The organism is Flavitalea flava (assembly GCF_054461575.1).
Window position 1 is genome coordinate 1 of sequence record NZ_JBTLQH010000010.1, and the last position, 12,379, is coordinate 12,379.

At 46.3% G+C, this 12,379-nt stretch carries 7 protein-coding genes; 2 read left to right on the plus strand and 5 right to left on the minus strand.

The genetic code is table 11. The features are described from left to right. The 4 genes from ACX0G9_RS11505 to ACX0G9_RS11520 form a co-directional block, all read right to left on the minus strand. Positions 1-1,819 (minus strand): carboxypeptidase-like regulatory domain-containing protein (locus tag ACX0G9_RS11505; protein WP_459065049.1); only part of this gene is annotated, 1,819 nt, incomplete at its 3' end. Positions 1,820-1,962: 143 nt separating this feature from the next. Then, positions 1,963-3,087: a FecR family protein gene (locus ACX0G9_RS11510; protein ID WP_459065050.1), complete on the minus strand. Its 1,125-nt coding sequence runs from the start codon at positions 3,085-3,087 to the stop codon at positions 1,963-1,965. A gap of 140 nt (positions 3,088-3,227) precedes the next feature. Continuing rightward, positions 3,228-3,899, minus strand: a complete 672-nt coding sequence (locus ACX0G9_RS11515) for a lipoprotein signal peptidase (RefSeq protein ID WP_459065051.1) — start codon at positions 3,897-3,899, stop codon at positions 3,228-3,230. Positions 3,900-4,137: 238 nt separating this feature from the next. Beyond that, positions 4,138-4,719 carry an RNA polymerase sigma-70 factor gene (locus ACX0G9_RS11520; protein WP_459065052.1) on the minus strand — a complete coding sequence of 194 codons (582 nt, stop codon included), beginning with the start codon at positions 4,717-4,719 and terminating at the stop codon, positions 4,138-4,140. 85 nt (positions 4,720-4,804) lie between these two features. Between ACX0G9_RS11520 and ACX0G9_RS11525 the strand changes: the two genes are divergently transcribed. Both ACX0G9_RS11525 and ACX0G9_RS11530 read left to right on the plus strand, forming a co-directional pair. Continuing rightward, positions 4,805-4,960 carry a hypothetical protein gene (locus ACX0G9_RS11525; RefSeq protein WP_459065053.1) on the plus strand — a complete coding sequence of 52 codons (156 nt, stop codon included), beginning with the start codon at positions 4,805-4,807 and terminating at the stop codon, positions 4,958-4,960. A gap of 295 nt (positions 4,961-5,255) precedes the next feature. Further along, positions 5,256-6,704: an AAA family ATPase gene (locus ACX0G9_RS11530; RefSeq protein WP_459065054.1), complete on the plus strand. Its 1,449-nt coding sequence runs from the start codon at positions 5,256-5,258 to the stop codon at positions 6,702-6,704. Positions 6,705-6,732: 28 nt separating this feature from the next. Here ACX0G9_RS11530 and ACX0G9_RS11535 read toward each other — a convergent pair whose 3' ends face one another. After that, complete coding sequence (locus ACX0G9_RS11535; RefSeq protein ID WP_459065055.1) at positions 6,733-12,225, minus strand: alpha-2-macroglobulin family protein; 5,493 nt, start codon at positions 12,223-12,225, stop codon at positions 6,733-6,735. Between the last annotated feature and the right edge of the window lie 154 nt (positions 12,226-12,379).

The window sequence follows — 12,379 nt, forward strand, 5'->3', positions numbered from 1 at the left end:
AACCATTGAGCTGGTATCCGAATGCTACCCGGGGTTCCGGGTTCAGATAGGTTTTTACCGCCTGCCCCGAATTATAATGCATGGTGTCGGTGATCTTACCCGTGGAATCTATATTATAATAGTCCCCCTTGCCGAGAATCGTAAAGGCAGAAACCCGCAGTCCGTAAGTGACACTTAATTTATCCGATGCCTTCCAGGTATTGGTAGCATAGAAGGCATTCTCCAGCGAGTATCTGCGTTGAAGCTCCATTGAATTGATGCCTGCGTCTTTAGAAGCGGATATTTCGCCCGGCCGTATGGTATGATGAATCGCATTAAATCCGATATTGACAGTATTCCGGGAATTGGCATACCACTGCAATTCCTCTTTTAAATTCCAATCCTTGATCTGTGAAAAAATATTAAATTCATTACCCTGCACATGATTGGAGATCTTAAAATTATAATTGCTGAAGATCAGAGAGGTATTGGAAAATAAGCGGCTGTTGAACAGGTGGTTCCACCGGGCCGTCGCCGTCGAGTTCCCCCAATTGATCCCCGAAACATTGTCCTGGCTCAATACATCCCTTCCAAAATAACCCGATACATATAGCCGGTCCTTATTTCCGAAAATATAATTCGCTTTGGCATTAAGATCATAAAAATACAAATGGCTTCTGTTGATGTTGGTATCGCTGGATAATTTGAGAAAGAGGTCGGCATAGGTCCTGCGGCCGGATATAAGAAAGGAAGATTTGTCTTTCTGTATCGGACCTTCTATGTTAAGACGACTAGCGATCAGGCCAACTCCGCCGCTTATCCCAAAGTCCTGGTTATTACCATCATTCATTTTTATGTCCAGGACAGAAGATAACCTTCCCCCATACTGGGCAGGCATGCCGGCCTTATAAACGGAAACATTTTTTATCGCATCCGAGTTGAAGGTGGAAAAGAAACCGAATAAATGAGATGGATTGTATACGGGTGCTTCATCCAATAAAATCAGGTTCTGATCGGCTGCACCACCACGAACAAAAAATCCGCTGTTCCCGTCCCCAGCCGATTTGATACCCGGCAGCATCTGGATGGTCTTAAGCACATCCCTTTCTCCAAACAAAACCGGAACATCTTTTATTTCCTTCATGGTAATACGTTCCAGACCCATTTGCGGGGTTTTCAGGCTCCTGCCTGCCGTTGTCGCCCGGATAGTTACTTCTTCAAGGTCCTTACTCTCTTCTTCCATGGATATATTCAACACGGTATTGCCATTGACGATTACCTCTATCGTTTGCCTTTTCATGCCCACCGCACTTATCTCCAGCGTATAATTGCCCGGGGCAAGGGCGATAGAATAAAAACCATATTCATTACTGGAGGTACCCGTTTGGGCATTAGCTACCCGGATGGTTGCGCCGATAAGGGTTTCTCCCGTTTTTTTAGCCTTCAGCGTACCGCTGAGCGTGTACTTCTCCGGAAGTTGCAGCTTAACGGTATGGAACAGATCCCTCCCGTCCTTTGTATTTTCTTCTTTTTTCAGGATGATATTGATGCCTACCTGTTTGTAGCGGATGTTGCGGCCTTTAAAAAGTAAAGACAAAACTTTGCTCACCGATTGATCCTTTACCATAAGGGTAACATCCTGCTCATGTTCAATATCCTCTGCCCTTGCCAAAAATTTAAAGGGGCTCACCCGCTCGATCTGCAGCATGGCTTCCTTCAAAGAAACCCGATGCAGCTGCAAAGAGATCTTTACTTCGGTCAGTTTTTGTGCCTTTCCTTCACTGGCCTTTAAAGAAGCAAGGAGGGTAATAAAAAATAACATGGTCATCGATACACGCATAAATATCCTTGTTAGCGGATTTGGTAAGGGCCGGGTCGGGGAAATAGTTTGCCCCTGAACGCATAATTGCATACTTTTATAATGGTTTTATTACGTAAAACTTTATTGATTCTGCAACCGGTTGCCGCCGGTTGCGGTTTTTTTTATTGGCATTCCCTTCCATCCAGCGTAACCGTCTTCAGGTCCTGGTCGATGCGAAAGGTCATGTCATTCATTTCTCCGATAGTGGTAAGGAGATTTTCGAGGCTGATCGTATTCTCAAAATTCAGATAATACCGACAGGAGCGCATGCCCGGATTGGAAAATTTAAATTGAACATTATACCACCGCCCCAGACAGGCCGTAATTTCTTCCAGGTTCTGCCCCTGGAATTTCAACCTGCCTTGCTGCCATCCAGCAATCAGGGCCGTGTCGACTGTCACCGTCCGGGTCTTTCCCGACCGGGTATCCAATTGCAATTGGCGGGACGGAGTCAATACATCCAATACACTGGCGCTATCCTGTACCTGAACCTTTCCCCGGATGACCGATACACTGGCCTGCGACTCACCGGCAAAAGATCTGACATTGAATACCGTCCCCAGTACCGTAGTGGTAAGCGTTCCGGAATGGACAATAAAAGGATGACCGGGATCCTGAACTACATCAAAATAACCTTCTCCATCCAGGTACAGTTCCCGCTTCCTGCCGAATTCCTTTGCATACCGCAGGGTACTTTGTGCATTCAACCAGACCCTGGTGCTGTCAGGCAATTGGATTTTCTGAATTTTCCCCGAAGGGTTATGCACCATTACATATTCCGTGTTTTTTCCCATTTGCAAACGCTGATACCGGTACCCGATCCAGGCGACCGCAGCTACCAGTATAATACTGGCGGCCACCCGCAAACCCCGGAAACGATAGACCTGGATTTGCTCCTGTTTGTGCATCTGATCCTGTAAACGCAGCAACATCCGGAGACGTAACGCTTCTTTCGCTTCCCCCAGACCATCAGGCCGGTCCTGAGCCGACTGGCCATCTTCGTCCGCACTCCCTGCGGCTGCCTTGCCCGGGTCAACAAGATTTCCCGCTCCATCCTGTTGACCGGGGGATCCCGGTTCGGCCGAAGACGGGCCTCCCGCTGGCTGTTCCCCGGTAAGAGCTATCGGCCATTCAACGGCCCCGATTTCCCCTCCCCGGTACCATTGATGCAATTCCCGCTCTTCTTCCGGGGAAGCTGTTCCGGCAGCATATTTCTGTATGAGCTTGTATAGGCGTTTTTCTTCCATGATACCCATTAGTACCCCCGGAAAGGAAGATCCCCTAAACTGCTTAGGACATTTTTTAAGGAAATGGAGAAATCAGGGGGTTATTGCAGCAGATTATTAAATCCGCTGATGGAGGCATGGTGACGGAGAGGCAGGAATCTTTATCCAAAAGATATGGAATTGTCCCTGTTGGGTTGGGGAGCAAATCGTTTGTGGAAAATGAACAACAGCAAAATTCCGGCACCGATCGATGCATCCGCGATGTTAAAGATGAGGTTGAAAAATTCGAACCGATCTCCACCCCAAATAGGGAACCAGGACGGAATATTTCCCCTGATCAAAGGAAAATAAAGCATATCGACGACATTACCATGGAACAGGCTTCCATAACTATGGGCCGAAAATAAAGAGGCCAACCCTTCATATCTGAGACCCGAACCATGCGGCCCCTTAAATGATGCCCCCTTATCAAAGAGTACGCCATAGAAGGTAGAATCTATCAGGTTACCGAGAATACCTGCATAGATCAGCGATACGCAGACAATAAATCCCAAACTCCGTTTTTGCCGGAGTATTTTCCGGATATAAAAGGTACCCCAGATCACAGCCACCAAACGAATCAGGGTCAATACAATTTTTCCCCAGGTAAAATGTAATTTCCAGCCTCCGGCCATCCCATCATTCTCTATGAACTGAAGCCGAAACCATCTGCCTATCATAAGGCGTTCTTCATAATAATGAAAATTCGTCTTTATATATATTTTAAGGAGCTGGTCGAGTAGTACGATTCCGATAATAGTCAAAATCGCTATTGAGGCATTGCTTTTCTTCATTTTCCCTGTTATTGAGATCCCGGACAAGTCCCTGTAGTTCCTGCTGTTAAAAATCGGGCAAAAACCCGGTAGTGCTTGTGGCCCCAATGGCCCGAATGTTCAGGTACAAGTTATTAAATATTTAATTGCTTTTGATAAGCAGGGTTTTGATTTTACCCCTTAAAAATGTAGGTAAAAACACTTAATTCCTTTTCTATTACAGATGAACTCTGAACATGAAAAAAATTTTATCCGGAATTTATTGAAGAAAACCTACAAATTGTAAAAGCGAAAATAGAGTAAGTTTACTCATGGAGTCCCGCAAAGTTTTTAAGGCCTTAGTCATATGATATTCCACCGCCTTGGGGGAAAGATCCATTTTGCCGGCTATTTCCCGGATGGAAAGCTCTTCTTCCCGGCTATATTTAAATACCAGTCGGGCCTTCTCTGGCAATTGCTCCACTACTCCTTCCAGAAAGTCTTTGAGGAAACGGGCATCCAGCTCTTCTTCGGTCTCATTGTGGACTTCCGGGCGTAATTGACCTGACAAAAGCTCTTCTCTTCTCTTTTTTCGGGCGATGGCCTTGAAAACTGAAAATTTTACAGCTGTTGCCAGGTAGGCTGATAAGGACCGGACCTCCAATTCCTCCCGTTTGTTCCATAAACGTATCAGCACTTCATTCACAATATCTTCCGCCGCCTCTTTTGCCCGGGTGTAATAATACCCGGTTGCCACCAGTTTTTCCCAGTACCTGTTATAGATCTCCGTAAAAGCAGCCTCCTTCCCTTTTTTCATCAGGAGTAGTAATTCCAGGTCATCCAGTTCCGAATAAACGATCATAATCTTTTGTATGGGCCGGCAAATTTACCAAAAACCCTCCATTGCCAGCAATGCCTTGCTGCCGCTCATGTATTAAATTCCAGTCATGCGCAAACGAATTCATGCACGAACGAATTATTATTCCAAATCCACCGGGAGCATGCTGCAAAAAAAATCTGCCCTCTTTAAATGGATCAATTTCCTTTCCGGTTTCTACGTATCCTCCGGGTCATTACCTGATTCAGGTGATGGCGGCGGGTAAGGTGCTGAGAACGGAGAAATTGATTATTACCAAGAAGGGGTAATATAATATATTGATTTTCAAAAATCAGCATACTAAAAAGCTACATCCGAAGCCAAAACCATCTTTTTTTATAGGTTTTGGCTTCGGATAATATTTTATAAAGAGCCAAAACTGCCTTTTTTTATCACTTTTGGCTTCGGATAAGAATTTATCGGCGTCCAAAACCATCTTTTTTTACTACTTTTGGCTTCGGATAAAAATCTATCGGCGTCCAAAACTTTTCTTTTGGATGATTTAAGTAAAAATAGAAAAAATGGATGTCCTGATCGGAAGAACGGCGGAGCAAAAAATGCTCGAGGAAGCCTTACATTCAACGGAAGCCGAATTAATAGCAGTTTATGGCAGACGAAGGGTCGGTAAGACTTTCCTGATCCGCAAAGTTTTTGAAGAGCACTTTGCCTTTGAGTTCACGGGAATACACGGGCTAGAATTATCTGAGCAATTGCAAAATTTTAGTCTTGCACTCAAAACGGCCATGAACAGTCCGGTAAATGTGGCAATTCCATCAAATTGGTTAGAAGCCTTCCATTCGCTGCAATCCTATTTAACGCATCTGCTGACAGTTAAAAAACAAGTAATTTTTTTTGATGAGTTCCCATGGATCCATACTCCAAAATCCGGCTTCCTTGGCGCTTTTGGCCATTTCTGGAATACATGGGCATCGAAGCAGGATAACCTGGTCGTAATCGTTTGCGGATCAGCGGCATCCTGGATGATCCGGAATATTGTAAATAATAAAGGAGGGCTTCACAACAGGATCACCCAAAAGATCAGGCTTCTACCTTTCAATCTTTATGAAGTAGAAGCCTATCTTCAAAGCCGGCATATTTCCCTGGAACGTTACCAATTGCTGCAAATATATATGAGTTTAGGAGGTATTCCACAATACCTGAAATCAATACAACCAGGAGAAAGCCCCGCTCAGTCAATCGACCGGCTTTGTTTTTCGAAAGACGGAAAATTGAAGGAAGAATTCGGCAATTTGTACCAATCCCTGTTTGATCACGCATCTAATCACATCAACATTGTCAAAGCACTGGCAGAAAAAGGCCAGGGCCTTACCCGCACCGAAATCATGGAAGTGTGCGGATTTTCCACAGGTGGAACAACGACAAAATGGCTGGAAGAACTGATCGAGTCCGGATTTATCACAACGTTCATTCCATTTGAGAAAAAAGAGAAGGATGCTATTTATAAACTAACCGATGAGTATTCCCTTTTTTACCTGAAATTCATGGAAAAGAACCGAAGCAACAAGCCGGATACCTGGCTAAGACTGACGGAAACCGCTTCCTGGAAAAGCTGGAGCGGCCTGGCCTTCGAAAGGATCTGCCTAAAACACATTTCACAAATTCAAAAAACCCTCGGCATACAAGGAGTCCTCACAGAAGAGTCAATTTGGCGCTATTCGCCTCAAAAAAACGAGAGCGGCGCCCAGATAGATCTCCTGATCGACCGCCAGGATCAATGCATCAACGTTTGCGAAATCAAATTTACGCTCTCTGATTTTACCATTGATAAGATGTATGCGTCGGAACTTCAACGAAAGCTGGCGGTTTTCAAAGAAAAAACAAAAACCCGCAAAACATTATTCCTTACGCTCATCACTACGCATGGCGCAAAAAAGAACCCGTATTACCTGGGGCTCGTGCAAAAGGAGATTACCATGCATGATTTGTTTTCAGATACTAATTACCGGTAATAAATTACCAGTCTACATTAACCCTTTTTTACTCGACCACCTTCACCGTGCCGGCGCCGTTGTACGAATGATATTCCCCATTATACATGGCATCCGCACTCACCGGGCCCATCCGGTAGGTTCCTGGTGACACAGCACGAACGGCGTAGTAATAGATCTGGCGGTTGCTTTGCAGATCGACGAACAGATTGATCCGGTCGTCACGTACATCCAGGGCGGTCGGCGTATAGGCATCCTTGATCCAATCCATGCCGGGTATATCCTTGGTGCGGGGATTTTCTATCTCAAAACCTGCCGGCAGCATATCTGTAATAACCACGTTGTCGATACTGGTGCTATAGGTTTTGTCCAGCGTTATCTGTACGATCACCAGTTCATTTTGTTTAAAGGTATTGCCGCTGATCGGCCTGCCATTCCTGTCGAAGAAACGTTTGCGAACTTTCAGATAACTGTCTTCTTCTTTGTAGGCTCCGGAGGCAGAAATGCCTTCAGCCTGCCAGAAATAATAAAGACGGCCGCTCCCCCTTGCACTGATACTTACATTACCGCCCTTTAATTCCTTGGTACCCAGGCGTAATGCGTATCCGTCCATAGAGCCCACCGTACTGCCGCCGGCTTTGACCTCTGCGGTGACATTGGACTTGCCGGCCTCCCGTGCAATCTTGCCCAGTGCCAGGAAACTAAAGGCCAGCTCCTGGGTGCTATACCAATAACGTTGTTTCAATTTATCGGCAACATGTTTGGCCATAAGCGGTATCTGCACATTGGAAGGGTCCACATCCACCAGTACATTCAAGGCAATCGCTTCATCGCGGATATCCGAATAAAAACTTCCTCCCGATTGCGCAACCGACTCCTCTCCTGCAAACTGCGAAGGCAGGAATTCGCGAAAACTTTTTTTATCACCAGACAAAGCATAGGCGGCCGATAATAAATATTTACCATCCAGGCTCAGCAAGGCCGGGTTCGCCTTATAATAATTCATCACACTCACATTCGGTTTACCTGCCAACGACAGCACGTATAAACCATAGACCACTTCTTTAGGGGCTATTTTCTTATTCTGGTCCCTGTTATAAAAATAAGTGATCGTTTCCCGGTTCTTCAACCGGCTGTTGATATAATTCAGCATGGTCTCTACCAGGCTCTTGTCAACATCAAAACCAGCCTTTTGTGCTTCCAGCAAAAAATGCGCGGCATAAATCGTGGCCCACCAATTCTCAGAACCTTCATTATCCCAAAGGGTTACCGCACCGTTATATAACTGGCGCATTTTGATCTTCCGGATCGCCTCCAGGATATTGGTATTGGCCGTTGTTTTTTGGCCCGAATTATTCTGTCTTACCAGATCGGCCAGATCGCCATAATACAATTGCGGGAACGCCGCCGAGACGGTCTGTTCCGTACAGCCGTATGGGTATTCCACCAAACGGCTCAGGTATTTGCCCAGTTCTATAGCAGGCGACCGGCTAACCACTAATTGATAATCCACACTTGACGGTATAAAATCATTGATCCCGGGAGCTGAGAAACTTATGGGTTGCGCACTGCCACCGCTCACAGAACCGCTACCCGTTATTTTTTGCAGAGAAGCCGCAGGCCGCACACTGATCTCCGTTTCATCCTTAAACGTCTCGCCAAGGCTACTCACTTCCACCTCTAATTTGCCTACTCCGATCACCGGAGGCGCCACTACCTGGAAATAAGCTCGCCCTTCGCTGTTGGCAGCAATATTCACAGACTGCTGATTACTACCTATCGATTGGAGTGCGCCGCTGATCTTGAGACGGGCATTGGCGGTGGTGCTGTTTGCCGTGGTATTGGTAATCGTCACCGGAACGGTGATGGAATCGCCAGGGCTCAGGAATCTTGGCAGGGCCGTACTCAACACGATCGGATCGGCCACCGTCATGGTGGCTTCTTTGGAACCGAAACTTTCGTTCCTGTAGGCTACCGCCATCAATCTTACTTCCCCGGAAAACTGCGGAATATCGAATTCGAATTCGGCTTCCCCACTCCCGTTAGCCTGAGCTATACCGCTCCAATAAGAAATGATCTTAATCCGTTTGGCTGGCATCGGATTCACCCTTTTTTTCATATCGCTCTCTGCATCCCCTCCCGTACTGCTCAGGCTCGCCCTGATCTCTGGAAATAATAAAGGATACAGATCATAGTTATTGACTTCCAGGGCTCTTCTAGCATAAAAATGGGCATAAGGGTCCGGTGTGGAAAAATCGGAGATCTGTAATACCCCATTGTCCACCGCCGCCAGTGTGACCATACTGCCCGGAGCCGCTTTGACCTTTACTTTCTGATGCGTATGGGAACGTACCGATTTTTGCGCCATGATTTCCACCGGAATCTTACGTTCTTTTTCTTCCACCTTTACGGATTGGAAACCATGCGCCACCGTTAGGGGAATATCCGATACTTCATGAGGTTTGATCAGTGTAGCGGTAATATACGCGTTTGGCAGGGCGTCAGCAGTAAGTTTCAGATCCAGGGAAGCCGAGCGTTTGTCCACATCCACATATTGATAAGAAACCACTTTATCCGTTTCCACCGTTACCAGCATCCTGCCGCTAAAGGGAGTCTTGAAGAGAACCTTGGCCGATTCGCCTGTGAGATAAGAAGACTTGTCGGTTTCGATTTCTATATGTCCTTCATTATTAACATTAAAAGAAGTATTATCTCCGCCCCAGGAGCCATAACTATAAAAACTCCGGCTTACATAACTGTTCGAACCGGGTATGGCGACCCTTAGTTCATAGTCTCCCGGAGACCTGGGAACAAAGGAATATTTTGTATTCTCTCCGCTGACCGTTACGATCCCGGTGTTGATCAATTTGTCTTCTTTCTGCGATTCATAGCGGAAATAACTGCCGCTCTTGGTCAGTACAGTACGGTATTCGTGTTTGATCACCTGCACCCTGGATCCAACCCCGTTCAATACTTTTTCATCCCGGTCCAGCGCAATGATCGGAAATTGTACGGTCTGGTTCAGGGCATAATAAGAATATCCGTCATCCGCCACCCCAAAGAATACCTTTTGCGTATAGATATCTACCGAAGTGCTCCTGCTTACCGGTCTGCCGGTTTCGTCGAATACGGTGGCGTAGAATACTCCTTGTAAAAGCCCGATGTTCGTCAACATATCCGGCACTTCATATTTTTCTACCGCATTACCCTGGTCATCTGTTTTTCCCTCTCGTTCTACTTTATCCTGCGGTGAGGATAGATTATCCAGGCTGAAATCGAACTGATTGTATTTTTTGGGTTTGAAAGACCGTTGTTTCAACTGGACCTCGAATTCATATTTGCGATTGGCGGCAGGAGGCCCGAAAAAGTTCACCGCATGGATATTCAGTTTGGTTGCATCCCCCGCTTCCAGCCAGGGTTTGTCCAGTTTGGCCGTCACCTTGATACGGTCTGGTACGAATTCTTCGATCCGGAACGGTTGGGTCGCCAGCAGGACATCGTTTGAGGTATATACTTCCAGGGAATAACTTCCGGTGATCGCCGTTGCGGCAATATCCACGCTACCTTCAAGGGACCCTTGCGCATTCAGGCTTTTACGGAAAGTCTTTAATTCTTTGCCGTTCGGTAACAGGAATTTCAATTTGACGGGAAGTTCACCGGGAGATTTCCATTGTTTGTCGCGGAGAATAACGGAGAAATTCAATTTTTCGCCAGGCCGGTAAATATCCCTTTCCGGATAGATAAAGGCGTCCAGACCGGATGTATTGCTACGGCGGCCGCCCACTTCAAAACGGGAGGTATTGACCCGTGTCGTCGAAAAGGGCAGATAGTTAAAATCTTCCATGGTTTTGGCAATAATCATCGCGGGGCGGAATCCTGCCATGTCCTTTCGGGTATAGGCGATCTCGGCAACACCGTCGGCCCCTGTCGAACCCATGCCCAATAGCTGGTTATTTGCACCATAGGCAATGATATTAACTCCTTGTAAGGCCGATGCATTCTTAATGGAGTTGGCAAATACCAGTATTTTCTCTTTCCCTTCTTTTGCAATCAGCCCGATGTCCGACAGGGAAATAAAACGGCTGTCCTTCACCCAGTAGTTCTTTTCCGACCGGATCATCATATGATAGATGCCCTTGAACTCAGGCAGTTTATCGGCAATATTAAAATTATAGACCCGATTACTTCCATTCTTTGGCAGGGACCTGGTATCGATCTCCTGCTCATAAACCACATCCCCCATGGTGAGATCACTCCCGCTATAGTCGTCATATCCTCCTCTATAATCTCCCTCTCCGTCTCCATCCGACTGGACATTCCGGTTGTTTTCCGGAGTCTCTTTCGGATAATAACCATACCGTTGCGCTGTCAGGAGGTTGCTCTCATAGATCTTGGAGATCACCACTTTCACTTTCGGCACATTGATGATCTTCACTTCCACGTTCCTGGCGCCTTTGCCGGAAAGATAAACACCCTTGCCATTGGCAAAGCTGATCGAAGGTTCCAGTTCCCCGAAGGTGATATTCGTATTGTACGGTTCATGAAGCACCCCTCCGATCCGTCCCCGCATTCCCTTGGCAAGGCTCAACTGATAGCTTTTTGTCTGATCGAAGTTATCGCTGCGGATCACAAAACCATCATCGGATGGTTCCACCGTGAATTTAATCGCCGGGGTAAAACTGATATATCCTGCCAATCCTGCGACAACTACCTGTTGACTGGTCGTAACTTTCAGGGTTCCGGTCTCTCCGTCATGTTCGGTATTGACCTCATTGATGCCCAGGACAAAAGGGGAAGGAATAGTCGATTCCAGTTCAATTTTTTCTTTCGAACCGTTGGTGCCGCCTTCCGGTACCAATCCCTTGTCAATGGATATTTTGGCATCGTAGTTCTTATCCTCCATTTTCAGGTTTACCAAACGCAGTGAAATCCTATCGCTGGCCGATAAGGTCTGGAAGGTATAGGAGACGGAATGTCCCCCGATCAGGATCTGCATTTTATCCTTTAACGTGGAGGGATTGACCGGGTAATTAAAATAAAGATCGACCTGGGGGATGGCGGTACTGCTGTTTTCGTCCTGCAAGACCCAGGTAACATTACTATTGTCCAGTTTCAGATCGGGGGTATGGAAAACCAGGTCTTCGGCCTTTTTGATCCGGCCATAGGAACTGTATTGCAAAATGTCGTTTTTGAGTGTAGCCTTGAAGGTCGTAGCCGGAGGTAAAGGCTGGGATGGCGAAAAAACCAGCTCATCTGGATGCTCCCAACGGAACCGTCCGGGAATTTTTGGTTCAAAATTTACATATTGGGTTGAATCCCACCTGCCAAGCAAGGAATCCTTGATCAGGGACTGGTCAAAACGGAAGATGAGATTGCCCAAAGAGGCCACTTCATCCCTGGCATTGGTATAATCAAGGCTAACCATGCTGCGGTTACATCCAAAGACAAATAGAAAGGCTGCAAATAAACAAATGAGTTGGCGAAGACGGGTTATATTTCCAAAAACCCGTTTGAAGCTTACGATGCCGGATCGGTTACGCATAGAGAGGTCAGATTGAAGATAGAATACTAATTTTATGCTTGAAACGCTGGCAAAATACAGGTAATATTCAAGGAAATTGAATGTTTACCCGGAAAATACCGGTAAAATAATCGGTTCTCCGCCTGGGCACAAGCAATGGACACAAGCAGGAATG